The organism is Phyllobacterium sophorae, from assembly GCF_003010965.1.
GTDB classification, from domain to species: Bacteria; Pseudomonadota; Alphaproteobacteria; order Rhizobiales; family Rhizobiaceae; genus Phyllobacterium; species Phyllobacterium sophorae.
This window is the reverse complement of record NZ_PGGM01000002.1, coordinates 637,522-660,511: the sequence shown is the minus strand read 5'-3', so window position 1 is coordinate 660,511 and position 22,990 is coordinate 637,522. Positions and strand designations below refer to the sequence as shown.

General features: G+C 57.4%; 23 protein-coding genes and 3 tRNA genes. 10 read left to right on the top strand and 16 right to left on the bottom strand.

Annotated features, from left to right (window positions below; genetic code table 11):
* Positions 1-61: 61 nt before the first annotated feature.
* Both CU103_RS07190 and CU103_RS07185 read right to left on the bottom strand, forming a co-directional pair.
* Positions 62-135, bottom strand: a tRNA-Gly gene (locus tag CU103_RS07190).
* 34 nt (positions 136-169) lie between these two features.
* Positions 170-254 (bottom strand) — tRNA-Tyr (locus CU103_RS07185).
* Positions 255-497: 243 nt separating this feature from the next.
* Between CU103_RS07185 and rlmB the strand changes: the two genes are divergently transcribed.
* From rlmB to CU103_RS07170, 3 genes are all read left to right on the top strand, one after another.
* Complete coding sequence (gene rlmB / locus CU103_RS07180; RefSeq protein ID WP_106663203.1) at positions 498-1,364, top strand: 23S rRNA (guanosine(2251)-2'-O)-methyltransferase RlmB; 867 nt, start codon at positions 498-500, stop codon at positions 1,362-1,364.
* Positions 1,365-1,459: 95 nt separating this feature from the next.
* A complete protein-coding gene (locus CU103_RS07175) occupies positions 1,460-2,059 on the top strand; it encodes a cytochrome b (protein ID WP_106663202.1) in 600 nt (199 codons plus the stop codon).
* Positions 2,056-2,649, top strand: a complete 594-nt coding sequence (locus CU103_RS07170; RefSeq protein ID WP_106663201.1) for a YceI family protein — start codon at positions 2,056-2,058, stop codon at positions 2,647-2,649. Before CU103_RS07175 ends, CU103_RS07170 begins: the two co-directional genes overlap by 4 nt.
* Before the next feature lie 102 nt (positions 2,650-2,751).
* Here CU103_RS07170 and CU103_RS07165 read toward each other — a convergent pair whose 3' ends face one another.
* The 3 genes from CU103_RS07165 to CU103_RS07150 all read right to left on the bottom strand — a co-directional run bounded on the left by CU103_RS07165 (position 2,752) and on the right by CU103_RS07150 (position 7,062).
* Positions 2,752-4,401 (bottom strand): FAD-binding dehydrogenase, encoded by a 1,650-nt coding sequence (locus tag CU103_RS07165; protein WP_106663200.1) that lies wholly within the window; start codon positions 4,399-4,401, stop codon positions 2,752-2,754.
* Positions 4,402-5,685: 1,284 nt separating this feature from the next.
* Entirely contained in the window at positions 5,686-5,952 is a 267-nt protein-coding gene (locus CU103_RS07155) for a DUF2277 domain-containing protein (protein WP_106663198.1), read from the bottom strand.
* 231 nt (positions 5,953-6,183) lie between these two features.
* Positions 6,184-7,062, bottom strand: a complete 879-nt coding sequence (locus tag CU103_RS07150) for an AbiJ-NTD4 domain-containing protein (protein WP_106663197.1) — start codon at positions 7,060-7,062, stop codon at positions 6,184-6,186.
* Positions 7,063-7,387: 325 nt separating this feature from the next.
* Here CU103_RS07150 and CU103_RS07145 point away from each other — a divergent pair, with 325 nt between their 5' ends.
* On the top strand, positions 7,388-7,759 hold the full coding sequence (locus CU103_RS07145; RefSeq protein ID WP_106663196.1) for a hypothetical protein: 372 nt from the start codon (positions 7,388-7,390) through the stop codon (positions 7,757-7,759).
* 191 nt (positions 7,760-7,950) lie between these two features.
* Here CU103_RS07145 and CU103_RS07140 read toward each other — a convergent pair.
* Positions 7,951-8,026: transfer RNA gene (locus CU103_RS07140), tRNA-Thr, on the bottom strand.
* Between the two features lie 154 nt (positions 8,027-8,180).
* Between CU103_RS07140 and CU103_RS07135 the strand changes: the two genes are divergently transcribed.
* From CU103_RS07135 to CU103_RS07125, 3 genes are all read left to right on the top strand, one after another.
* Positions 8,181-8,954 (top strand): NAD kinase, encoded by a 774-nt coding sequence (locus tag CU103_RS07135; RefSeq protein WP_106663195.1) that lies wholly within the window; start codon positions 8,181-8,183, stop codon positions 8,952-8,954.
* A gap of 185 nt (positions 8,955-9,139) precedes the next feature.
* Entirely contained in the window at positions 9,140-10,645 is a 1,506-nt protein-coding gene (locus CU103_RS07130; RefSeq protein ID WP_106663194.1) for a DEAD/DEAH box helicase, read from the top strand.
* Positions 10,646-10,654: 9 nt separating this feature from the next.
* Positions 10,655-11,062: an NUDIX domain-containing protein gene (locus CU103_RS07125; RefSeq protein WP_106663193.1), complete on the top strand. Its 408-nt coding sequence runs from the start codon at positions 10,655-10,657 to the stop codon at positions 11,060-11,062.
* Between the two features lie 3 nt (positions 11,063-11,065).
* On the opposite strand, the gene CU103_RS07120 is transcribed toward CU103_RS07125, so the two are convergent.
* Complete coding sequence (locus CU103_RS07120; protein WP_106663192.1) at positions 11,066-11,386, bottom strand: TfoX/Sxy family protein; 321 nt, start codon at positions 11,384-11,386, stop codon at positions 11,066-11,068.
* Positions 11,387-11,395: 9 nt separating this feature from the next.
* The gene (gene sufA / locus CU103_RS07115) at positions 11,396-11,770 is read right to left on the bottom strand and encodes a Fe-S cluster assembly scaffold SufA (protein WP_106663191.1); all 375 of its coding nucleotides are present in this window, start codon (positions 11,768-11,770) and stop codon (positions 11,396-11,398) included.
* A 126-nt stretch (positions 11,771-11,896) separates the two neighbouring features.
* Here sufA and CU103_RS07110 point away from each other — a divergent pair, with 126 nt between their 5' ends.
* A complete protein-coding gene (locus CU103_RS07110) occupies positions 11,897-12,463 on the top strand; it encodes a Cif family virulence factor (RefSeq protein WP_113172853.1) in 567 nt (188 codons plus the stop codon).
* Here the strand turns inward: CU103_RS07110 and CU103_RS07105 are convergent.
* From CU103_RS07105 to CU103_RS07075, 7 genes are all read right to left on the bottom strand, one after another.
* Positions 12,460-12,876: an SUF system Fe-S cluster assembly protein gene (locus CU103_RS07105; RefSeq protein WP_245448641.1), complete on the bottom strand. Its 417-nt coding sequence runs from the start codon at positions 12,874-12,876 to the stop codon at positions 12,460-12,462. The genes CU103_RS07110 and CU103_RS07105 overlap by 4 nt on opposite strands.
* A 5-nt stretch (positions 12,877-12,881) precedes the next feature.
* Positions 12,882-14,123: a cysteine desulfurase gene (locus CU103_RS07100; protein WP_106663189.1), complete on the bottom strand. Its 1,242-nt coding sequence runs from the start codon at positions 14,121-14,123 to the stop codon at positions 12,882-12,884.
* A gap of 42 nt (positions 14,124-14,165) precedes the next feature.
* Positions 14,166-15,437, bottom strand: coding sequence for a Fe-S cluster assembly protein SufD (sufD, locus tag CU103_RS07095; protein ID WP_106663352.1), 1,272 nt, complete (start codon positions 15,435-15,437; stop codon positions 14,166-14,168).
* Between the two features lie 11 nt (positions 15,438-15,448).
* Positions 15,449-16,204, bottom strand: coding sequence for a Fe-S cluster assembly ATPase SufC (gene sufC, locus CU103_RS07090; RefSeq protein WP_106663188.1), 756 nt, complete (start codon positions 16,202-16,204; stop codon positions 15,449-15,451).
* Between the two features lie 93 nt (positions 16,205-16,297).
* A complete protein-coding gene (locus CU103_RS07085; RefSeq protein ID WP_106663187.1) occupies positions 16,298-16,498 on the bottom strand; it encodes a hypothetical protein in 201 nt (66 codons plus the stop codon).
* Positions 16,498-18,024, bottom strand: a complete 1,527-nt coding sequence (gene sufB / locus CU103_RS07080; protein WP_106663186.1) for a Fe-S cluster assembly protein SufB — start codon at positions 18,022-18,024, stop codon at positions 16,498-16,500. Before sufB ends, CU103_RS07085 begins: the two co-directional genes overlap by 1 nt.
* A gap of 168 nt (positions 18,025-18,192) precedes the next feature.
* Positions 18,193-19,368 (bottom strand): cysteine desulfurase family protein, encoded by a 1,176-nt coding sequence (locus tag CU103_RS07075; RefSeq protein WP_106663185.1) that lies wholly within the window; start codon positions 19,366-19,368, stop codon positions 18,193-18,195.
* Between the two features lie 208 nt (positions 19,369-19,576).
* On the opposite strand from CU103_RS07075, the gene CU103_RS07070 reads away from it, so the two are divergent.
* The gene (locus CU103_RS07070) at positions 19,577-20,251 is read left to right on the top strand and encodes an alpha/beta hydrolase (protein ID WP_106663184.1); all 675 of its coding nucleotides are present in this window, start codon (positions 19,577-19,579) and stop codon (positions 20,249-20,251) included.
* On the opposite strand, the gene CU103_RS07065 is transcribed toward CU103_RS07070, so the two are convergent.
* Entirely contained in the window at positions 20,248-21,378 is a 1,131-nt protein-coding gene (locus tag CU103_RS07065) for an anhydro-N-acetylmuramic acid kinase (RefSeq protein WP_106663183.1), read from the bottom strand. The two genes, CU103_RS07070 and CU103_RS07065, sit on opposite strands and share 4 nt — an antisense overlap.
* A gap of 263 nt (positions 21,379-21,641) precedes the next feature.
* Between CU103_RS07065 and tyrS the strand changes: the two genes are divergently transcribed.
* Positions 21,642-22,895, top strand: coding sequence for a tyrosine--tRNA ligase (tyrS, locus tag CU103_RS07055; protein ID WP_106663181.1), 1,254 nt, complete (start codon positions 21,642-21,644; stop codon positions 22,893-22,895).
* Positions 22,896-22,990 lie beyond the last annotated feature (95 nt).

Sequence of the window (22,990 nt, the reverse complement as noted above, 5' to 3'; positions counted from 1 at the left end):
AAGACAAAAATCGAAGAGCACCTATACGCGCTCGCTCGCGTGTATGCGGTGCTCTTGAAACTGGAGCGGGTAGCGGGAATCGAACCCGCATATTCAGCTTGGAAGGCTGCTGCTCTACCACTGAGCTATACCCGCACATCTTGGTGCGCCAGGCGTTCGGTTCCGGCAGTGGTGGAGGAGGTTGGATTCGAACCAACGTAAGCCAAGCTAACGGATTTACAGTCCGTCCCCTTTAACCACTCGGGCACTCCTCCGGTCACTGCCGATAGAACCGCGCCATCTGGCACTCTGCACACAGCTTACCGGACTTCATTTCCCGGCTGCTGCTTGCGGAGGGCCTTATGCCGACTAGCCCACGTGGTGTCAACACTTCACTTCAGAAAATGAATGGCTTGTGGAAATAGGCTAAAGAAATATTCACGGTAGAGCCGCCTGCGGCTTCAATTTTCGCGATATGTCTGTATCGCATAGCGGGTCAAAAGAGTATATGTCGCGCCATGACCGATCAAAAACCTTCCCGTACCCCCAAAGATTCACATTATGCGACTCTGCGCCGCCAATTCCGCGACCAAAAGGCAGGCGGGCCGCCGCAGGCTCAGCGCGCGTCACGCCCGGCTGTCGAGGGCACACAAGCGCCAGAGGGCCTCGTGCGGCTCTATGGTCTGCACACCGTACGCGCTGCGCTGGACAATCCCGCGCGCCAGATCAAGCGGATGCTGGTGACTAAGAACGCACTCGACCGGCTTGAGATTACCGATTCGGATGCCCTGCCCTTCGACGTCGAAATTGTCGACCCGCGCGCCATCGACCGCGAAACCGGTTCAGAGGCCGTGCATCAGGGTGTGATGATTGAGGCCAAGCCGCTGAAGGCTCAGTCGCTCAAGGCACTGCAGGATAGTTCGCTGCTGCTGATTCTCGATCAGGTCACTGATCCGCACAATGTCGGCGCGATCATGCGGTCCGCGGTTGCCTTTGGTGCAGGTGCCATCATCACCACGGCACGGCACAGCCCGCAGGAAACCGGCGTTCTCGCGAAGGCCGCTTCCGGCGCCCTGGAACTCATTTCCCATATTGAAGTACGCAATCTTGCCGATGCGATCGGCGAACTGCACGAACTCGGGTTCACGACAATCGGCCTTGATTCGGAAGGCCCGCTCGAACTGGAGCACACGATGGCGGCGGGCCGCATCGCGCTTGTGCTCGGCGCCGAGGGCAAGGGGCTGCGGCAAAAAACACGAGAAACCGTAAGCCACCTCGCGCGGCTCGACATGCCCGGTGCCATCAAATCGCTCAATGTGTCGAATGCGGCCGCAATCTCCCTTTATGCAGCGCAGCGTTACCTGAGCTCCAAAGCCAAACAATAAAGAAAAAACGACGTTCGAATATTATTCGAACCAGCGGTGTTCACCACATGGCAGGCCCTATCTCATGAGGTCGATCTGCGCGATGGAGTGCACAAATGCTGCGAAACACCAAGGATTCGTTTGGTTTAGTGTCGATCCTGTTTCACTGGATTATCGGCTTCATTTTCCTTGGCCAGATCGCGCTTGGCTACCTGATGGTCAGGGTGAGCGATTTCACCCTCCAGTTTAGCCTCTACCAGTGGCACAAATCCTTCGGTTTCCTCGTTCTTGGCCTCTCTGCCTTCCGCCTTCTCTGGAAAGCCGCGAATGCTCGACCGCGTGATCTTGCATCAATGGGCCAAATGGAACGAGTAGCGGCACATGGGGCCCACATTGCCCTCTATGCCAGTCTGTTCATTGTGCCTCTGACCGGATGGGCTGTGGCATCGAGCTCGCCGCTGCAGATACCGACATTCATGTTCAATCTGGTGGTGATCCCGCAGCTGCCAATCGCAATATCGGACAGCGCCGAAGCTTTCTGGTCGGCCAGCCACGCCTGGCTTGCCTACCTATCCGCCGTCATCGCGGTGGCGCATATCCTTGCCGCCCTGCACCACCATTTCTGGAAGCGAGATACAGTCCTGATACGCATGCTGAGACCGAATGCAGCCAAAAGACGGCACCAGGCAATCAAACTGACAGGAAAATCATCATGAGCACCACGAGCGGTTTGTTCTCGACTGTTCTCCGGGCAGGTATTGCAGCGCTCCTTGCCGCTTCCCCGGTGGGTGCCCAAGCTGACACCCTGTCCGAAGTTGCAGGGCGCTACAATATCCAGCCATCGTCTCGCGTCGCGTTCACCGTGACACAGGTCGGCGGTGGCGGCATTAACGGGAATTTCAAGAAATTCTCGGGCGTGTTCTCCCTCAACAATTCGGATATTAGCCGGTCAACCATCAACTTCACGCTCTATCCGGAAAGTGTCTCCACCGGACAGGCCCGTGTCGAGAGTTTCCTGCGGTCCGACGCGGTTTTTGATAGCGCCAATTTTCCGACGATCACATTCAAGTCCACGCAGATCACCCAGACTAGCCCCGATACAGCCGAAGTGGCAGGTATCCTGACGGCACGCGGCAAGAGCAGCCCGGCGAGTTTTCAAGCCAATCTGTCCGACCATGGAAAGAACTCGATCACTTTTCATGTTCAGGGCAAGGTCATGCGTTCACGCTATGGCATGGATGTCGGCACGCCGATCTATTCGAACGTTGTGCAGTTCGACATGATTATCCGTGGCCAGCGTTCATGACGCATCTATCTGGAACAATACCTGTTGATCGCCCGTAAGCCAGGTGTTGTCGAACGTCATTCGATCAATGCGCCTGTCTGCCTGATCAAACCTGCCTGGAACCTACACGGACTTCGCCGCCGCCCTGCCCGCTATCCGGCCTGAAAAGATGCAGCCGCCAAGGAACGTGCCTTCCAGCGAATTATAGCCGTGCATGCCGCCGCCGCCAAACCCGGCCGCCTCGCCTGCCGCATAGACACCCGCCAGCGGCTCACCATCCGCCTTCAACGCCCGTGCGCTGAGGTCTGTTTCGATACCGCCGAGCGATTTGCGCGTCAGAATGTTGAGCCGAACTGCAATTAGGGGCCCGTGCTTCGGATCAAGGATCTTGTGCGGCGGAACCACGCGCACCAGCCTGTCGCCGATATAATTGCGGGCGCCGCGGATCGCCGTGATCTGTGCATCTTTGGTGTAGGGGTTATCGACTTCGCGATCACGCGCTTCGATTTGGGCCCTCAGCCGGCGCTCATCAATGAGATTGTCCCCGGTCAGCGCATTCATGCGCCACACAAGATCCGGCAACTCTTTCTCGACGATGAAATCCTCGCCATTGTCGAGGAAAGCCTGGACCGGCGCGGGCACGCCGCCCAGGGCGCGTTTCGCCACCTGCCGCCAGCTTTTGCTGGTAAAATCGGGATTCTGTTCCGACCCGGAAAGCGTGAATTCCTTTTTGACGATCGTCTGGTTCAGCACGAACCAGGAATAATCGTAACCGGACTTCATGATGTAATCGAGCGTCGACAGCGTATCGAAACCGGGCATGCATGGCGCCGGCAAGCGATTTCCGTCGGCGTCGAACCAGAGCGAGGACGGCCCGGGCAGGATGCGGATCGCGTGTTTCGTCCAGATCGGATCCCAATTGTGTACACCTTCGACATAGTGCCACATGCGGTCGCCATTGATCAGATGGGCGCCCGCCCGCTCCGCGATGCCGAGCATCAGCCCGTCGACATGATCCGGAACACCGCTGATCAAATGTTTCGGCGTGCCCAGCCGCCTTGGCCAGTTCCTGCGCACCAGATGATGATTGCCGCCAATGCCGCCGCTCGAGACAATGATGGCCTGTGCCCTCAAGCGGAAAGAACCAGCGACGATGCGTGAGCTTGGTTCGCTGCGTTTGACATCACTTGGCACAAGGATTTCACCCTCGACTCCATCAACCGATCCCGCGTTGGTGACGAGCGCTGTCACCCGGTGCCGGAAGCGGAAGGAAATGCGCCCGTTTTGTTCGGCCTCGCGGGCACGGCGAATGAATGGCTCGACCACGCCGGTTCCCGTTCCCCAGGTGATGTGAAAGCGCGGCACGGAATTGCCATGCCCTGTGGCCAGCGATCCGCCACGTTCGGCCCATCCCACAACGGGAAACCAGCGCATGCCCTGCGCATGCAGCCAGGACCGCTTTTCGCCGGCGGCAAAATCGATATAGGCCTCTGCCCACCGGCGCGGCCAGTGATCTTCGTCCCGGTCGAAAGCTGCAGAGCCCATCCAGTCCTGCAGGGCAAGCGCGCGCGAATCCCTGATGCGCAAGCGCCGCTGCTCGGGAGAATCGACAAAGAACAAGCCGCCAAAGGATCGCCACGCCTGTCCGCCAAGGGTCTGCTCAGGTTCCTGATCGAGGATGATCACCCGTTTTCCGGCATCGGCCAGCTCCGTCGCCGCTACCAGCCCCGCCAGCCCGGCGCCGATGACGATGGCGTCCGCATCATATGCCATATGGAAACCTCCCAATTCCAATTGCCTGACAACACGAGCAGATTCGCATTACCTTTACGTCAACGTTGTCTGTCAAAAGCCGGACTTCGGCAAGTTCGAATCGAGAAAGTGATCAAGAACGTCGAAAAGGCCGTCACGTTTCTCCCCCCGCCACGCCCTCATTCTCTGAGTCCATGCGTCACCTACGTGCCCCTTAGAGTGCTCGTCCAGCACGCGCCGGTCCTAGTACCGGCAGGGGAACCCTTGGACAGAACGTCCCCGGACAGCGGGTCCGTTTCCCGCCATCGGAGGCGCCGGTCCTTTCCCCGCTTCGAACGGCTCCGGAAGCAGTTCCCCGTGAAAAGGACCGGGTTAGCATAAACGAGGTTTGGAAGACGTGGATAAGTTGGCGGGATTATTTTTGATTGCGCTGCGTTCCTGGTGAACTGTGTCCCATTGTGCATTGTTCGGCGAGCGCCTCTCTCCGGCAGTTGCGGGGCACATCCCTCCGTAGTTGCAGGGCCTTCTCCGTAGTTGCAGGGCACATCCTTCTCCGTCATCCTCGGGCTTGACCCGAGGACCCACGGCAAAGGAGGGGTACATTTGCACAAAACTCGGCGGGATCCAGCGGAGTGATAGTTCCGGCGGCACGCTTCATTGATCTTAGCAATTCTCGGGAATGCATATCGCGTGGTTCATGGAAGGCGCACCCTTGCCGTGGGTCCTCGGGTCAAGCCCGAGGATGACGGAGAAGGAGGAGCCGAGGATGACGGAGATCGAGGAGCCCGAGGATGACGGAGAGGCGGATGCTTTTCCACCATGGAGAGATCATTGCGAAGTTATCCCGTTTGAACTTTCCAAGGATCCGGCTTGGGTAAGATGCCGGCATCGCTCCCGGGCGTGCCGCGTGTCCACCCGCCTTCGGCCCCCGGCAGGTGAAGGCAGGAACACATTCGAATCGCGCCAATCCGTTAAAGGCGGCCGTGCTTCGCCCGACTCGCTTTCGATGTGGATTTTCGGCTTTCCAGGCTGGCGCAAGCCCACCAAAATATTTATAGGATAAAGGAAGGCGTAAACCGAAACCCAACCTTTTGCATTTATGCTATAGTGAAAATGGAACATTTTCTCGCCAATATAGTTAGGGCAAGATGAGCATTATGATTGACTATTTGCTTCCCAGCTTAGCCTCCTTCGCCCTGACCTACGGGCTGCTGTATCTCGTCAGCATGAGAAACGTCCGCGGATAGGCGGCTTCGGGACTATCATAGCGCACCGGCGGACCATTCACCCCCGGCTTACCCTTGTTTATGCGAACCTTGCCCTTGAGCGCTCGCGTGCCCTTTCGGCTTCGACATCCCGGTCACGCGACGGCGCATGCGTGTGCAGGGATGAAAGCAGACGCCGCGACGCATCCGCCACTTCCGCGACAGCCCGGTCGAACACCTCCGCGTTGGCCTGCGACGGCTTGTTGAAGCCGGAGAGCTTGCGCACGAATTGCAGCGCGGAAGCATCTATTTCTTCCTGGGTCGCTGGCGGGTCGAAGTTGAACAGCGTTTTGATGTTGCGGCACATGGCGGTCTCCTTGTCCTGGATCACAAAGATAGGGCGGGCTCGCGCAGAGAAAACCCGCGAACTGCTCTCGCAACGGGAACCGCAAATAATTCCCGTTGAGCGGCAAATGCTATCCTATCCAAGCGCGAGGCCAGGAATTTTGCAAGATGGAGTGGCCAAAAGGATCAAACCACCAAGCGACGGGCCCGGATTTCAGGCAACAGCACGTCTTTATACCCGCTTTGGAGGGCGCTACTTGCTGATTAGTCCCGATCCTCGGCCTTTGTTGATCAGGTATGAGACGAATGCTGCACAGGCCCCGAGCATAAAGAGCGCTTCGGTCTGATCCACTTTCGCGGCATCATCTTTTAACAGCGAGTGACGGACGCCTTTTTCATCGCTCGTGTACCCATACAAATTGAGAAACCCTTGCCTTAGCGAACCATGAACGGTGCCCTGCTTTTCTAACGCAGCGAGCGCGGGCCGGAGTTCTTTCGCATCTGGGTCGATACACTTCACGGTTGATTCCACCGCACTGATACTTTCCCGGACACTTCCAGCCCAGTCTCCCGCCGTTGCCCGCTCAGCAGCTAATTTCAAGTGCTGGCGTGCCCCGTTGAACTCTGTGGAAGCGAGGTCGGCGAATGCGCGGTCCAGTGTTTGCTTTTCTTCTGGTGAGGAGACCGGAACAATCGTGTTGCCATTCACGACACGATAGGCCGATCGACACCGAGCTAAGCGAGCATCAATTTCGCTAGAGAAATTGTGGCTTGGCTGCGTTCGATGCCGTAGTATCCACTGCAGAAATCCGAAGACTGCCGTGTAAGAGCCATCCTGAAAAACGCGTCGCAGCAGCTTCTTATGAACGCCCCAATCGCTAACAAAATCGTCTATCATACGATGGTAGTGATCGACATGCATCGAACGCAAAATCGATTGCCAACTTCCGCCGACATATAGGCCGTATTCTCCAGACTTCATCGCGCTCACGATTGAATCGTGAATGTATTGCCAAAGCTGTGCTCGCAGCTCTGGCGAAACTTCTTGCAACTCCAACTGTCGTGGCAGCGGGGCAACGCCCTCTGCCTGCTCGAAGGTCAATTTCAAGCGATTAATATTGTCGTCGGTCACGGTGTCGACCCTGTTCGAATCTCGGCTGCAGCACTATAGTCGGCCCGAGTCATCGATAGATTTGACGATGGTACTAACACACAACTTGGTCAATGCATGGGATAGATATACGATTTCATCCATAGCTTGGTGTGATCATTCATCGGCAAATGCTTGCGATTCCAACGAGCCATCAGGGCGGTGAGCGACAAGGAATGAGCAACACCACGGACCATCAGAATGCGGCAATGGAGAAAATGCTGAACGATAATCCGCTCATGAAGTTTTCAGTCTACACAAACACACAAGCCCGGGCAGTGGGCGAGATGGGCGAAGAAATCAAACGATGCTGAGTAACGCTATAGGTCCGAACACCGCGGCCAGCACATCGGAGTTCTTGAAAGCTTACAACTTCTTTTGGTTTTGGACGCTTGGAGCATACGAGGTTCTCAGGACGATGGATCAGCACACAGCCTGCTTCACGACTGATCTAGGTAAGACGATCAAGGAGAGGAAAAAGCAACTTGAAAACCTTCGAATGCCTTTCGCAAAGCAAGAACTGAGTCGTCGTCGCGGACCAATCTATAGGGAAAACTCAATAACGAGTTTTAACGGAATATCACCGCAATATACCATCGACGGCAAGACTTACGGTGTGGTGGAAACCATTGACGAGGTTGCCAAGTTCCTTGGGCGCGAGATCCCTACGCGGCGATAGCGCGGATTGCACAATGGAGAGGAGATTAGCATGGTTTGGGTATCGATCATTTTTGGCGCGATGTCGGCGGTTGCTTGGTTCGGGGCGGCTGTTATTCCGCCTGCGAAAATCGGCGCTGTGCTCAATTTAGCCCACAAGCGAACCGGGTCGCCTGCAGGTTCCTGACAAGTCAAAATTTCATTGAGGAAAAATGGTGCCCCCGGAGAGACTCGAACTCCCGACCCTCTGATTACAAATCAGATGCTCTACCAACTGAGCTACAAGGGCAGCGGCGTCCGATTAGCACAAACCTCCGATCTGTAAAACGAAAAAACAGCCCTGCGCGATAATTTTACAGTTTTTTTGATCGCCCCGCGTTTTGCCAGATGGGTCATGGCGTGCTAGGCGATAGGTCCTCAGTCATTCGCGCATGCAGGCAGCCATGAACCGGAAAATCGAAACATTTGCTTTTCTTTCCTCCGGCACGCCGGACTCCGACGAGGCGCAGCATGAACTGACCCGGATCTACGGTGGCGCCGAAGCGCGGGATGCCGATGTCATCGTTGCGCTTGGCGGCGATGGCTTCATGCTGCAGACGCTGCAGAACTACATGAACCAGGGCAAGATGATCTATGGCATGAACCGTGGGTCCGTCGGCTTCCTGATGAACGAATACAGCGGCACCGGATTGAAGGAACGCGTGGAGGCAGCGCATGCCGAGACCATCCGGCCTTTGAAGATGGTTACGGAGTCCGTCGAAGACGGTGAGTTTACGGCGTTTGCGCTGAATGAAGTCTCGCTGCTGCGCCAGTCCTACCAGGCAGCGAAGATCAGGATCACCGTCGACGACAAGGTGCGGCTGGAAGAATTGATCTGCGACGGCGTCATGGTGGCAACCCCCGCCGGCTCTACCGCCTACAACCTCTCCGCGCAGGGGCCAATAATCCCCCTCGATGCGCGGCTGCTGGCCCTCACCCCGGTTTCCGCCTTTCGCCCCCGGCGCTGGCGCGGTGCGCTCCTGCCAAACCGGGTGACTGTGCGTTTTGATATTCTCGAACCGGAGAAGCGGCCGGTCAATGCGGTCGCCGATCACACGGAAGTAAAGTCCGTTCTATCCGTCACGGTCGAGGAAGCATCTCATTTGCGGGCGACCATTCTGTTTGACAAGAACCATTCCTGGAACGAACGAATTCTCAAGGAACAGTTCCTTTATTGACAACATTAGAATAAAATGGCGGACAATTGTAACAAACTCTTAAATGTGTCCTCACCTGAGAGTTGACTTTTGCTGGTTCGCGCCGTAACGCCATTGCAGCAAAACGCTGTGCAATTCGAGCGTCTGACGCTTTGGCCGAGGACGGACCGCACCGCAATGACTGCAGATAGAAAGTTAAACCTCCTTTGACCACCTTTGCCGATCTGGGCCTTTCACCGAAAGTGCTCAATGCTGTAGAAGCAGCAGGATATACAATTCCGACACCGATCCAGGCTGGCGCCATCCCGCATGCGCTGCAACGCAAGGATGTCCTTGGCATCGCGCAGACCGGTACCGGCAAGACCGCTTCTTTCGTACTGCCCATGCTGACGCTGCTTGAGCAGGGCCGTGCCCGGGCCCGCATGCCGCGCACGCTGATCCTCGAGCCGACGCGCGAACTCGCAGCGCAGGTCGAGGAAAACTTCGTCAAATATGGCAAGAACCATCGTCTCAATGTCGCGCTGCTGATTGGCGGCGTGTCCTTCGACGATCAGTTGCGCAAGCTCGAACGCGGCGCCGACGTGCTGATCGCAACGCCCGGCCGCCTGCTCGACCATTTCGAGCGCGGCAAGCTGCTCCTGAGCGCTGTTGATATTCTCGTCATCGACGAGGCCGACCGCATGCTCGACATGGGTTTCATCCCGGACATCGAGCGCATCTGCAAGCTGATCCCCTTCACCCGCCAGACGCTGTTCTTCTCGGCCACCATGCCGCCGGAAATCACAAAACTGACGGAACAGTTCCTGCATTCGCCCGTCCGCATCGAAGTTGCCAAGGCGGCGACGACCGCCAAGACGGTTGAACAGAAGCTGGTCAAATCCGGCAAGAAGGATTGGGAAAAGCGCGCCGTGCTGCGCGACCTGATCCGCGCCGAGGACGAAGGCCTGAAGAACGCGATCATCTTCTGCAACCGCAAGAAGGATGTCTCCGAGCTGTTCCGCTCGCTGGTGAAGCATGAATTCGATGCCGGCGCCCTGCATGGCGACATGGATCAGCGTGCCCGGACCACGATGCTGGCGAACTTCAAGGACGGCAAGCTCAAGCTTCTCGTCGCCTCAGATGTCGCCGCACGCGGTCTCGATATTCCCGACGTCAGCCATGTGTTCAATTTCGACGTGCCGATCCATTCGGAAGATTACGTGCACCGTATCGGCCGTACCGGCCGCGCCGGACGTTCCGGCAAGGCGTTCACCCTGGTGACGCCGGCCGATACCAAATATCTCGCGTCGATCGAAAAGCTGATTGGCGAGGATATCATCTGGCACGATGGCGATCTTTCCACCCTGCCCGTCTCGACGGAGCCGGACGAAGCGCCGCGCCGTGGTCGCGCCCGGGGTAAAGCCGAGCCGAAACGCCGGCCGCGCAATGAAGGCCGCGAACGCGAGCGGCCGCAGTCGGAAATCGACATCATCGCTGCTGCCGAGAGGGCAAAGGAAGCCGACGTTCAGCCAGTCGAGGAACAGCCGGTCATCCGCACGGCGGAGAAGCCGCAAAAGGCTGCTATCAAGGCCGAAAACGAGCAGCGCCGCGCTCGCGTCCCGCATGCCGAACCGCGCCGAGACCACCGCCGCGACCGCGACGACATGGGCTCGGCACCGGTCGGTTTCGGTGACGAAATTCCGGCATTCATGCTGATCGACACCAAAATCTGAGGCTTGCTCGTGCAGTCACCCGGCGTTGGATGCGGCATCGTATTCTTGAGAGATGCCCATATCCTCCTGCTGAAACGCAAGAAAAGCCCTGAGGCCGGCGCCTGGGGCATCCCCGGCGGCAAAGTGGACTTTCTCGAAACCGCCGAACAGGCTATTCGCCGCGAGGCCCTCGAGGAAACCGGGCTCCGGGCTGGAGCAATCGCTCTCCTCGGCCTCAGCGAGCAGCTCTTCCATGACGAACGGCAGCATTGGCTGGGTGTCCTGTTCCTGGCGCAGAGTTATTCCGGTGAGATGCAACTGCTCGAACCCGACAAGCACGGCGGGATAGACTGGTTCTCCCTCGACGAACTACCGGAACGCCTGACCTTGCCGACACTTCACGCCATCGATCTGGTTCGGCAGCGCGGTCTGGCGTGAGCCTTACTTTGCCCGGCGCAATGATGCCTCGCGGGCAAGCCTGGCCCATTCGGTCATGATGTCCGGGTCGTCGAAAGCATCTTCGGGGATGGACCAGTACGGCATATCGACGGGTTTTCTCGATTTGCGCTCATAACGCCATTGCCTGGAGCCGGCAGCTTGGAAAGCGGGCGCCGAAACTTCGTCGGCCTTCAGGAGAATTTCATCCTGCACTTCAAGCGCGATGATCAACCCTTGGAAATATATCGCCTTGCCCCCAAACATACGCTTGATGGTGACAGGGCCGAGGCCTGAAAACAGATCCTCGATCGCATCATTGTCCATGGCGAAACGTCAGGAAGCGGCGGAAGCGATCGCTTCAGGCTTTGCCGGCGTCAGTTCGACCGATTCGCCGCAGCCGCAAGCGGATGTCTGGTTAGGATTGTTGAAGACAAAGCCGGTGCGCAACTTCGTCACTTCGAAGTCCATTTGCGTACCGAGGAGGTAGAGAACGGCTTCGGGCGCGACGAAGACCTTCGAGCCGTCCTTTTCGACGACATCGTCGCCAGCTTTCGCTTCCGTGACGAGGTCGATCATGTATTCCATGCCGGCGCAGCCGCCTTTCTTGATGCCGACGCGAATGCCGAGCGCATTCTCGCGCGTCGCCACAATCTCGCTTACGCGCTGTGCGGCGGCGTCAGTCAACGTCATGACAGAAAAACGACCCATTTCTCATCTCTCTTGTTCGAGATCGCGGAACGATCACTCAGTACCATAGTTAATGTTACACAACCGTCACTGCAAGTGTTCAAACTGCTTCAGACCCACAAACACGACCGGCAGAAGGCTGAAATCATGCATTATCGCCATCTCGTTCTTTGCAGCATAGCCGCGCTGGCGCTTGACCTTTCACCATTGCTGGCTCAGGAAACCAAACAGCCTGAAGCAACAGCACCCGCAGAAACACCGGCGCCAAAGCAATCAGCGGAAGCAGCCCCCCAGACACCGCCGGAATACCTCGACAATCGCAGCACACCGGAAACGTTGATCCAATCCTACTACAACGCGATCAACAGAGGCGAATACGCCCGCGCCTACAGCTACTATTCTCCCGACAATCCGCCGCAGCCCTTCCCGCAATTCCAGGCAGGTTACGAAAACACTGCCTCGGTGGAGGTGCGGTTCGGAAAGGCCGTGGGCGAAGGCGCAGCCGGTTCCGCCTATTGGAGCCAGCCGCTGGCGATCAAATCCGCCGCCAAGGACGGTACTGCCACGGTCTTTAACGGCTGCTATCGCCTGAGGCTCGCCAACCCGGCGATTCAGGGCGTACCCTATGTACCGCTATCGATCCTCGATGGAACGCTGGAGAAATCCGAAAAACCCTTCGAGGAGAGCGTGCCGGAAGGCTGCGAAGCGCCCTAGTACCAGCCGACGGCGACTTGCGCCTCTTCAGACATGCGGTCCGGTGTCCAGGGCGGATCGAAGGTCATGGTGACATCGACAAAGCTGACGCCTTCGACGGCGCCAACCGCATCTTGCACCCATCCGGGCATTTCGCCAGCAACCGGACAGCCCGGGGCCGTCAATGTCATCTCGATCTTCACCGAGCGATCATCCTCGATGTCGATCTTGTAGACGAGGCCAAGTTCATAAATATCGGCCGGAATTTCCGGATCATAAACGGTTTTCAGTGCCCCGATGATATCATCGGTCATGCGTGCCAGTTCTTCGGCCGGAATGGCAGATGCGGACGCTGTCCCAACCCCGGTATGCACGGAACCGGCGTCAGCGAGCGTCGCTTCGTCTTTTTCCAGTGTCTCGACTTTGTCGGTCATCGTCATCACCCAAAGAATTTCCGCGCCTTTTCCAGCGCATCGGCGAGAACATCGATCTCGTCTCTCGTATTATACATGGCAAATGAGGCACGGCATGTCGAAGTGACGCCGAAGCGCTTCAAGAGCGGTTGAGCACAGTGTGTCCCTGCCCGCACGGCAACGCCGGCACGGTCGATCACCATTGATACGTCGTGCGCATGAATGCCTTCCAGTTCGAAGGAAATGATCGCGCCCTTATCTTTGGCATCGCCAAAAATGCGCAAGGAGTTGATCTGCCGCAACCGCTCATGCGCATAGTCGCGAAGATTTTCCTCATGCGCGAGAATGGCGGCGCGACCGATCTTCTCGACATACTCGATCGCCGCACCAAGTCCGATCGCCTGGGCGATCGGTGGGGTGCCCGCTTCGAAGCGGTGCGGCGGGTGATTGTAGGTGACAATATCCTCCGTCACCTCTTCGATCATTTCGCCGCCGCCCTGGAAAGGCCGCATCGCTTCAAGCATGGTCTTGCGGCCATAAAGCACGCCAATGCCAGATGGACCGTAAATCTTATGTCCGGTGAAAATGTACCAGTCGCAGCCGAGATCCTGCACGTCCACCGGGAGGTGCACGGCGCCCTGGCTGCCGTCGACCAGCACGGGAATGCCGCGCGCATGGGCGATGCGGACGATCTCCTTGATCGGCGTCACGGTGCCGAGCACGTTCGACATATGGGTGATGGCCACGAGTTTGGTGCGTTCTGTTAGCCGGCTCTCGAATTCCTCGATGTGGAATGCACCCTGATCATCGACAGGCACCCAGACGAGCTTTGCGCCCTGACGTTCGCGAATGAAATGCCACGGCACGATGTTCGAATGGTGCTCCATGATCGAAAGCACGATCTCGTCGCCTTCGCCCATGTTTGGCATGCCATAGCCGTAGGCGACGGTATTGATCGCTTCCGTCGCAGACTTCGTGAACACGATCTCATCAACAGAACCGGCATTCAGGAACCGGCGAACGTTTTCACGTGCCTTTTCATAGGCATCGGTGGTTGCGTTCGACAGGAAGTGCAGGCCGCGATGCACGTTGGCATATTCTTCTCGATAGGTATGCGTGATCATGTCGATCACAGCCTGCGGCTTTTGAGCCGAAGCGCCATTGTCGAGATAGACCAGCGGCTTGCCATAGACTTCACGCGACAGGATGGGAAAGTCGCGGCGGATCGCCTCTACGTCGTAGCTGCTTTGAATGATCTTCGTATCCATATTGCCGCGCTTTCCCGTGCAGATTTAGCTGTGTTCGACCGACTAGACGTGTGCGGCGAGCCATTTTTCGAGAATCGCCTCCAGCGCCTCGACAAGTGGCTCGTTTTCCAGCTCTTCGACGATTTGAGCAACGAAAGCCTTGATCAAAAGGCCACGCGCTTCGTTTTCCGGAATGCCGCGCGCCCGCAGATAGAACAGGTGGTTGCCATCGATTTCGGTAACAGTCGCGCCGTGGCCGCAAGCCACATCGTCGGCAAAGATCTCGAGCTCCGGCTTGGCATCGAATTCGCCATCGTCAGAAAGCAGCAGTGTGTTGCACGCCATACGGGCATCGGTCTTCTGGGCGATCTTGTTAACTTTGATCTGACCCTGAAACACGCCGCGTGCCTGGTCCGTCACCACATTGCGGATGATCTGCACCGATGTCGTGTTTTCGACCAGATGGCCAAGTGTCATCGTCACATCGGTGTGGCTGTCGCCGCCGAGCAGATTCACTCCGCGAAGCTGGAAGTCAGAGCCTTCGCCCTTCACCAGCACATGGACTTCCTGCCGGACGAGCTTGCCGCCGGCATTGACGACATAAAGCGTCAGCCTGGCGTTGGCACCGAGCGTCGCGGTGAACTGGGCCAGCTGGGTGGCATGGATGCCCTGCTCGCGCAGGATGATCCAGGTAATTTCCGCGTTGTCGGCAACGGTTACGTTGCTGACGCTCGTCGAAAAGCCTTCGCCCTCGCCGCCGGTCTGCCGTTCGATAATCGTTGCCTTGACGCCTTTGCCGAACTTGACCGGAAAACGCACATGCCCCTGCCCGCGCAGCTGCGCGTTCTGCAATTCGAGCGGTGCCTCCAGCTGCAGACCATCGGCAAACGATACCGCCCATCCATCGGTCACATAGGCCGCATTGATCTGGCCGATCGCATCGTCGCCATCACGAATGGCAAGCTGGCTGATAACCGAGCCATCGATCAGCTTGTCGCTGAACTTGGTGAATTCAATGCCTTCAACACGCGGGGCAACAAGAGCCACACCATTGGAAACGGTAGCCACCGCCGAACCGGCGATAACCGGCGGCAAGGCATTGGTTCCTGCTGTCTCGTCATAGACGGCAACACTGCGCAGCAATGTGCGCAGGTCCGTATAGTGCCAGGCCTCAACACGGCGCGACGGCAGGCCCTGTGTCTTCAACGCCTCTATGGCGTTGTCGCGGGCACTGGTTATCTCGCTGTTCCCGGGTAGGTCGCCCATCCGGTCGACAAAAGCGTCGACCAGCGCCGATTCAGCGGCTGTGGGCTGGCGTCCTGTATGAACATTCATCATAGCGATCCTCAGGCTGCCTCGCCGATAATATCGGCATAGCCATTCTCTTCGAGATGCAGTGCAAGGTCCTTGTCGCCCGACTTGATCACCTGACCCTTGTAGAGAACGTGCACGCTGTCCGGCACGATATAATCGAGCAGGCGCTGATAATGCGTAATCACGATCACGGCGCGGTCCGGCGAACGCAAGGCATTGACGCCATCGGCGACGATCTTGAGGGCATCGATGTCGAGCCCGGAATCGGTCTCATCGAGAACGCAAAGCTTCGGTTCCAGCAGTTTCATCTGCAGGATTTCAGCACGCTTCTTCTCACCACCGGAGAAACCGACATTGAGCGGGCGCTTGAGCATGGCAATATCCATGTCCAGCGACGAGGCAGCGGTCTTCACCCGAGAAATGAATTCCGGAATTTTCAGCGGCTCTTCACCGCGCGCCTTGCGCTGCGAATTCATCGCCACCTTCAGGAATTCCATTGTAGCGACGCCGGGTATTTCCATCGGGTATTGGAATGCCAGAAAGATGCCCTTGGCAGCGCGCTCTGATGGGTCGAGCTCGAGAATGGACTCGCCGTTGTAGAGAATGTCGCCTTCTGTGACCTCGTAATCTTCGCGGCCCGCGAGGATATAGGACAGCGTCGATTTACCCGAACCATTCGGCCCCATGATCGCCGCGACTTCGCCAGCCTGGACGGTGAGATTCAGACCACGGATGATCTCGGTGTCGGTGTCTGCGATCTTCGCATGAAGGTTTCTGATTTCCAGCATAGGTACTACCTTTTCGAATTCCGGGGATCAGCCTTGGCGATCCCAATGATAAATGTTGATCCTGTCAGTCGATGGCGCACGCCGCCCAAATTATCAGGTCTCGCCGCTCAGGCTCTTTAGCCGCTCGACCACTGATGACAGCTCCTTGCGCGCCCTAATCAGCTCTGGCTCGAGGACGCTTTCGGTCGCGGAGGAAGCATGACCCAACGTATCCGTGAGGTCGTCGATGACTTCGCCCAGCTCCTTGTAGCGCCGGCGAAGTCTGTCGAGCTCTTCCTTCATGACCGGGGCCATTAACCGACTGAGCCTTCGAGGCTGATGCCGATGAGCTTTTGCGCTTCAACCGCAAATTCCATCGGCAGCTCCTGAATGACTTCCTTGACGAAACCATTGACGATCAGCGCAATTGCTTCTTCTTCCGGAATACCGCGCTGCATCACATAGAACAGCGCATCTTCGGAGATCTTCGAGGTGGTTGCCTCGTGCTCGAACTGCGCCGTGGCGTTCTTTGCCTCGATATAGGGCACCGTATGCGCTCCGCAATCATTGCCGATCAACAGCGAGTCGCACTGGGTGAAGTTGCGGGCGTTCTCAGCCTTGCGATGCGCCGAAACCTGGCCGCGATAGGTGTTGTTCGACTTGCCGGCTGAAATACCCTTGGAGATGATGCGGCTCGACGTGTTCTTGCCGAGATGCAGCATCTTTGTACCGCTATCGATCTGCTGATGACCATTCGATACGGCGATCGAATAGAACTCGCCGCGTGAATTGTCGCCGCGCAGGATGACCGATGGGTATTTCCAGGTGATCGCCGAACCGGTCTCGACCTGGGTCCACGAAATCTTGGAATTGACACCGCGGCAATCGCCGCGCTTGGTGACGAAGTTGTAGATGCCACCCTTGCCTTCCGCATCGCCGGGGAACCAGTTCTGCACCGTCGAATACTTGATCTCGGCATCGTCCAGTGCGATCAGCTCGACGACCGCTGCATGCAGCTGGTTTTCGTCGCGCTGCGGCGCTGTGCAACCTTCGAGATAGGACACATAAGCGCCCTCTTCGGCGATGATGAGCGTCCGTTCGAACTGGCCCGTATCCCGCTCATTGATGCGGAAATAGGTGGACAGCTCCATCGGGCAGCGCACACCCTTCGGCACATAGACGAACGAGCCGTCGGTAAAGACTGCCGAATTCAGCGTCGCGTAAAAATTGTCCGAAACCGGGACAACCGTGGCGAGGTACTTCTTCACCAGCTCGGGATGTTCGCGAATCGCTTCCGAGATCGAGCAGAAGATGACGCCGGCTTTAGCGAGTTCCGCCTTGAACGTGGTCACAACCGAGACACTGTCGAATACGGCATCCACCGCGACGCGGCCTGACTTATAGACGTTGTCGCTGGCTTCTTCTTCATCATCCGGGCCCGGTTCGCCGACCTTGCGCACGCCAGCAAGAATTTCCTGCTCTTTCAGCGGAATTCCAAGCTTCTCATAGGTTCGCAGCAGTTCCGGGTCCACATCAGCAAGCGAAGACGGGCCAGTCTGGTTCTTTGGACCGGCGAAGTAGACCATATCCTGGAAGTCGATCTTCGGATAATTGACGCGTGCCCATGTGGGCTCCTCCATCGTCAGCCAGCGTTCGTAAGCCTTCAGACGCCATTCCAGCATCCATTCCGGTTCGTTCTTCTTGGCAGAGATAAAGCGGATAATGTCTTCGTTCAGGCCCTTGGGCGCCTTATCCATCTCGATAAGGGTTTCAAAGCCATATTTGTACTGGTCCACATCCAGCGTACGGACACGATCAATAGTTTCCTGCACGGCAGGCATTGGCGTTCTCCATCCACGCGGGGGTCAAGGCCCCGCAGTTGCAAACGTCAAGGCGTATGTCGTCTTGAATATTTGCCTTCTATGTAATGTGCAATTGCACGATTTAACACCGGCATTCACCGGATTTTTTGCAATTACCGGCTATAATTTGCCGATAATCGAAATTCTCTACGCCGCATCAGCGGCAGGCGGCTTCGGCCGGTCGCGCCGCGCGACGATATTTTTCAGCGCGTCGAGGAAAAGCGCGATGTCCTCTTCGCTGGTTTCAGGCGCTGTGGAGATCCGCAGACCTCCCATCCCATCGCCATATCCCATCGCCGCCAGCACATGGCTGGGGCCGACTTTTCCCGAAGAACAGGCAGACCCTGCCGATAGCGCAATTCCGGCAAGATCGAAAGCTATTTGCACGGTTTCCGCTTTCATTTCCGCCATCGAGAACATAGTGGTGTTCGGAAGCCGCTCCACAGTCTCACCATAGATTATGGCGTCGGGTGCGATCGCGTGAATTCCGTGCTCTATAGTCTCGCGAGTTCGCGCCGGCCAGCCACCAGAACTCACGCACTCGCGCGCCAAACGCGCAGCCGCGCCAAAACCGGCAATCACCGGCAGGGCTTCCGTGCCGGCGCGATGGCCTTTTTCCTGTCCGCCGCCGCGAACCAGCGCCTTCGGCATCACCAGATCGGAAACGGCAATAATTGCGCCGACGCCTTTCGGTCCGCCAATCTTGTGCGAAGACAGGATGAGGTAATCGGCAGAACATATTGCAATATCGAGTGGAATACGTCCCGCTGCCTGAACCGCATCAACCACGAACAGCCCGCCGAATTCCTTCACCAGCGCGCCAATTTTTTCGACTGGCTGCAAAACGCCCGTTTCATTGTTGGCCGCCTGCACGGCAACCAAGGGTAAACCTTGACTGCGGTCGTGTGCAGTTAGCAGAGCGCGCAATCGCTCAAGGTCGAGCAAGCCATTGCCATCCACCGGCACTTTGTCGATCTGTTCTGGAGAAAACTGCCCGCCGGCAAGGATGCATGGATGTTCGCTGGCGCCTGCATAAAGCCGGGACATGCGCATCGGCGCCCGCCCCATCACATAGTTCGGGGTCAGAAGAGTTGAAGCTGCCTCGGTCGCACCCGATGTAAACACCACATAATCGGGCTTGGCATTCACGAGAGCAGCGACATCGCGGCGCGCTGCCTCAAGAATCGCCTTTGTGGCACGGCCCTCCAGATGAACGGAAGACGGATTGCCAATCTGCATCAGAGCATGGACAACTGCATCGCGCGCTGCCGGGACAAGCGGCGCACTCGCATTGTAGTCCAGATAGGCGCGATTTCGGGCCATGCCTGCTTCTCAATCCTGTTCTTTTGAACTCTGCGCCGTCGAAAAGCGCAATTTTCTTGAAATTCCGCCTCGGACCAGCCTATTAAGCCGTTCCGAGATAAAATTCTATACCAGTTTTGAACGGTTCTAAACTGGTTTTATGGGTGCTGTTGATTGCCGTCAAGCCCGGCGTGTCAAGAAGAGCCCCATAGCGAAGAGTGGAGTATACATGCCTGAAGTTATTTTCAATGGACCAGCGGGACGCCTTGAGGGCCGATATCAGCCTTCAATGGAAAAAAATGCCCCGATTGCGATCGTCCTCCATCCGCATCCCCAGTTTGGCGGCACCATGAACAACAAGATCGTCTACGATCTGTTCTACATGTTCCAGCAACGCGGCTTCACGACATTGCGGTTCAACTTCCGTGGCATTGGCCGCAGTCAGGGCGAATTCGATCATGGCTCAGGCGAGTTGTCGGATGCCGCTGGTGCTCTCGACTGGGTGCAGTCGCTGCATCCGGACTCCAAGACCTGCTGGGTCGCGGGCTATTCCTTCGGCGCCTGGATCGGCATGCAGCTGCTCATGCGCCGGCCGGAGATCGAAGGCTTCATCTCAGTGGCGCCACAGCCAAACACCTATGATTTCTCGTTCCTTGCACCTTGCCCCTCGTCCGGCCTGATCCTTCACGGGGATCAGGATAAGGTCGCACCACCCAAGGACGTTCAGGGTCTTGTGGACAAGTTGAAGACGCAGAAGGGTATCACCATTACACAGAAGACGATGGTCGGTGCCAACCACTTCTTCTCCGGCATGACCGACGAAGTCATCGCTGAATGCTCCGACTATCTTGACCGCCGCCTGAATGGCGAGTTGGTCGAAGCGAAGCCGAAGCGATTGCGCTAAAAGGGCTTTACCAGCACGCCCCCGGACACGGGGGCGTTGCAGCCGGTTGTGGTCGGCCATGTCAGCGGCAATCCATCCAGCGCCCGCACCGCAAGATAGGCCCAGGCTTCGGCCTCCATCGAATCGCCGTTGAACTCCAAATCTTCCGCGACGATGACACTTGCCCTGATGGTCGCAGCGCCTTCCGCGAGATCTTTCATGATCGTGGTGTTCTTGCGGCCGCCGCCGCAAATGATCCAGAGCGATGGCTTGTCCGGCGCGTAGGCACCGGCCATGAGGATCGCTTCGGCTGTAACGCGCGCCAGGGTCCGCGCTCCATCGGCCAGTTCGGGATCGCCAAGATCCGCCAGGGTAAAATCGTTGCGGTCCAGCGACTTGGGCGGTTTCAGGTCAAAGAATGGTTTCGCCAGGTAGCGCGTTACGATATTGGCAATGATCTGCCCCTCGCTGGCGATCGAACCGCCCGCGTCGTAGGCGATCCCGGCCTTGTCAGACACCCACTGATCGATAAGCGTGTTTCCTGGTCCGGTATCGAAAGCGATCGGGTCTTCACCGTCTGAAATGATCGTGATGTTGGAAATGCCGCCAATATTGACGAAGACGACCGGCTTGCCCTTGCTGAGCTCGAATGGAACGCGTGCGGCAAGCGCCTGATGATAGGCCGGCACGAGCGGTGCGCCTTGCCCGCCGTGTATCATGTCATTGGCCCGCATGTCATAGACGACCGGAATGCCCGTCATTTCCGTCAGCATCTTGCCGTCGCCAAGTTGAACGGTCAGGCCCTCCAGTGGGCGATGCAGGACTGTCTGTCCATGAAAGCCAATGATATCAATATCATCCTTGCTGATCTTGCAGTCTGACAGGAACTTGAGCACTGCGTCGCCGTGGCGCTTCGTCAGTTCCTTTTCGACAGCTGTCAGCTCTCGGGGGCGCTGATCTCTCGTCCTGATCGATTTCGCATCCTCAAGTCCAGCTTCGATCTGGCGCCGGAACGCAGTTTCATATGGCATGAAGTCCGAAGGACCCCGCCGTACCTCGGCGCGGCCATCGGTTTCGAGGAGGGCGATGTCGATTCCGTCCATGGACGTTCCGCTCATCAGGCCGATTGCACGCCGTATCGCCGCCAAGACACTGCCTTTCTTGTGATTCGATAGAGAATGATGTTAGAGCAAGTTTTGTCTATAGGAAGCCGTTCTGCTGGAGGGAATTTGGTTCAAGGTCGAGGGATTTGGCGAGGCCGATGTGTTTCCATCGGACGACGCCGCCTGACAAAGTGGTTGGCCGCCAGCCGAGAAACAGAACTGGCTTCATATGGACAAAATTTGCTCTTAACGGCTCCGTCTCACACGGCACGCATTTCGTGCACGCCGATTCAATCAGGAAAATGTTCATGTCTGCCTTCAAATCCGAATTTCTGCACACGCTTTCCACGCGCGGCTTCATCCATCAGACCTCCGACGATGCGGGTCTGGATGCGCTCTTCGCCCGGGAAACCGTGTCAGCCTATATCGGCTTTGATCCGACTGCCTCCAGCTTGCATGCGGGCAGCCTGCTGCAGATCATGATGCTGCATTGGATGCAGAAGACCGGTCATCGTCCAGTCGCCCTGATGGGCGGCGGCACCGGCATGGTTGGAGACCCCTCGTTCAAGGATGAGGCGCGCAAACTTATGACGCCGGAAACAATCCAGAACAACATCGATGGCATCAAGCGGGTCTTCTCCAACTATCTGAACTTCGGAAATGGTCCGAAAGACGCGCTGATGGTCGACAACGCCGAATGGCTGTTGCCGCTCAACTACCTCGAATTCCTGCGCGATGTCGGCCAGCATTTTTCGGTCAACCGCATGCTGTCCTTCGATAGCGTCAAACAGCGGCTCGACCGCGAACAGTCGCTATCCTTCCTCGAATTCAACTACATGATCCTGCAGGCCTATGATTTCGTCGAGCTTAACAAGCGCTACGGCCTGCGCCTGCAGATGGGTGGGTCAGACCAATGGGGCAACATCGTCAACGGCATCGACCTTGGCCATCGCCTGGGGACACCGCAGCTCTACGCCCTCACCTCACCACTGCTGACCACCTCATCGGGCGCCAAGATGGGTAAGTCGATGAATGGAGCAATCTGGCTGAATGCCGAACTGCTGAGCCCCTATGATTTCTGGCAGTACTGGCGCAACACGGAAGATGCCGACGTCGAGCGTTTCCTCAAACTCTACACCACGTTGCCGCTGGACGAGATTGCACGGCTTGCCTCCTCGGGCGGTGCGGAGATCAACGAGACAAAAAAGGTCCTGGCGACTGAAATCACTGCATTGCTTCACGGGCGACAGGCGGCGGAAGAAGCGGCGGAGACCGCGCGCAAAACATTCGAGGAAGGCGCTCTGGCGACCAATCTGCCGACCATCGAGATCGCCACCAGTGAACTCGAGGCCGGGATCGGCATCCTGACACTTCTCGTCAAGGCAGGGCTTGCCGGATCGAACGGCGAAGCGCGCCGTCATATCCAGGGCGGCGCGGTGCGGCTAAACGACATCGGCATTGCCGACGAAAAGGCGAAGGTCGGAACGTCCGAAGTTACGGCTGACGGCGTGGTCAAGCTTTCTCTCGGCAAGAAGAAGCACATTTTGGTTCGGCCGGTTTAGCACGACGATTGATGCCCATCTCTCCCTTGTGGGGGAGAAAGGATTTTCTTGAAAATCCAAGTGAGGGGATTGCATCTATCGCGCTGAATCCCTCT

Coding starts and splice junctions, on each gene's coding strand:
- rlmB (WP_106663203.1), top strand. CDS start 498: ATGACCGATCAAAAACCTTCCCGTACCCCCAAAGATTCACATTATGCG.
- CU103_RS07175 (WP_106663202.1), top strand. CDS start 1,460: ATGCTGCGAAACACCAAGGATTCGTTTGGTTTAGTGTCGATCCTGTTT.
- CU103_RS07170 (WP_106663201.1), top strand. CDS start 2,056: ATGAGCACCACGAGCGGTTTGTTCTCGACTGTTCTCCGGGCAGGTATT.
- CU103_RS07165 (WP_106663200.1), bottom strand. CDS start 4,401: ATGGCATATGATGCGGACGCCATCGTCATCGGCGCCGGGCTGGCGGGG.
- CU103_RS07155 (WP_106663198.1), bottom strand. CDS start 5,952: ATGTGCCGCAACATCAAAACGCTGTTCAACTTCGACCCGCCAGCGACC.
- CU103_RS07145 (WP_106663196.1), top strand. CDS start 7,388: ATGCTGAGTAACGCTATAGGTCCGAACACCGCGGCCAGCACATCGGAG.
- CU103_RS07135 (WP_106663195.1), top strand. CDS start 8,181: ATGAACCGGAAAATCGAAACATTTGCTTTTCTTTCCTCCGGCACGCCG.
- CU103_RS07120 (WP_106663192.1), bottom strand. CDS start 11,386: ATGGACAATGATGCGATCGAGGATCTGTTTTCAGGCCTCGGCCCTGTC.
- sufA (WP_106663191.1), bottom strand. CDS start 11,770: ATGGGTCGTTTTTCTGTCATGACGTTGACTGACGCCGCCGCACAGCGC.
- CU103_RS07110 (WP_113172853.1), top strand. CDS start 11,897: ATGCATTATCGCCATCTCGTTCTTTGCAGCATAGCCGCGCTGGCGCTT.
- CU103_RS07105 (WP_245448641.1), bottom strand. CDS start 12,876: ATGACCGACAAAGTCGAGACACTGGAAAAAGACGAAGCGACGCTCGCT.
- CU103_RS07100 (WP_106663189.1), bottom strand. CDS start 14,123: ATGGATACGAAGATCATTCAAAGCAGCTACGACGTAGAGGCGATCCGC.
- sufD (WP_106663352.1), bottom strand. CDS start 15,437: ATGAATGTTCATACAGGACGCCAGCCCACAGCCGCTGAATCGGCGCTG.
- sufC (WP_106663188.1), bottom strand. CDS start 16,204: ATGCTGGAAATCAGAAACCTTCATGCGAAGATCGCAGACACCGACACC.
- CU103_RS07085 (WP_106663187.1), bottom strand. CDS start 16,498: ATGGCCCCGGTCATGAAGGAAGAGCTCGACAGACTTCGCCGGCGCTAC.
- sufB (WP_106663186.1), bottom strand. CDS start 18,024: ATGCCTGCCGTGCAGGAAACTATTGATCGTGTCCGTACGCTGGATGTG.
- CU103_RS07075 (WP_106663185.1), bottom strand. CDS start 19,368: ATGGCCCGAAATCGCGCCTATCTGGACTACAATGCGAGTGCGCCGCTT.
- CU103_RS07070 (WP_106663184.1), top strand. CDS start 19,577: ATGCCTGAAGTTATTTTCAATGGACCAGCGGGACGCCTTGAGGGCCGA.
- tyrS (WP_106663181.1), top strand. CDS start 21,642: ATGTCTGCCTTCAAATCCGAATTTCTGCACACGCTTTCCACGCGCGGC.